Here is a 694-nt window from a genome sequence, read left to right as displayed (position 1 = left end):
ATCATCAGCATCTCAGATTCGAGCCTCCGAGGCTCTGGCAGTCATGGGGTCTAAGCGTCTCTGCGCGCACTTATGGGTCGACTCTATGCGTCGACGACTCCAGCATTCCAAAGGCATCCATCGGACAGTTGTAGCATCGCCTCTCGTCGCAGAGCCGGCATATCGTCAGCGCCGAGACAGCGTCGTCAGACATCTGCGCAAGTATTGTCTCGGCAATACGTTCCAGCACGAGGCGGTCAGCATTCGAGACATGGCTAAGGATTTCGGATAAAGTCTCGTTTCTTCGTTGCAGGATCGCAGATAGGCGAGTCTCGCCTGCCTCAGTGAGCATCAGCGCTACTGCACGACGGTCCCGTAGCGCTTTGGATCGAACGGCGAACCCGGCTGCAACCAATCGATCGACAAGCCGCACCGTCCCCGCGTGGGACAAGCCTAGCACCCGTCCTAATTCGTCGATCGAAAGACCGGTCGCGTGACCGATGACGACGATCGCCGCGGTGGTTTCGCCACCGCCGGGTATCGTCGGGTCGAATGCCGCCTTCTTAATTCGATCGGTGATGCCCACTGCGAGGGCGCCGAACAGATTGACGAGCCGGTCCGAGAGTACGTTCAAAGGGTTGCCTCATTCATTGACGGCGTATAGTGTATGCGCAGCGCATATATCACGCCTGTCTAAGCATGAAGGCAGGTCATG

Annotated in this window: 1 protein-coding gene; it reads right to left on the bottom strand. The window is 57.8% G+C overall.

The genetic code is table 11. The annotated features are described in order from the left end of the window. Positions 1-70: 70 nt before the first annotated feature. Entirely contained in the window at positions 71-613 is a 543-nt protein-coding gene (locus tag ACODRZ_RS26790; protein WP_010339851.1) for a MarR family winged helix-turn-helix transcriptional regulator, read from the bottom strand. Positions 614-694 lie beyond the last annotated feature (81 nt).

It is taken from the genome of Novosphingobium sp. FG90 (genome assembly GCF_057808725.1).
The sequence above is the reverse complement of the archived record's forward strand: the minus strand, read 5'-3'. Positions and strand labels throughout refer to the sequence as shown.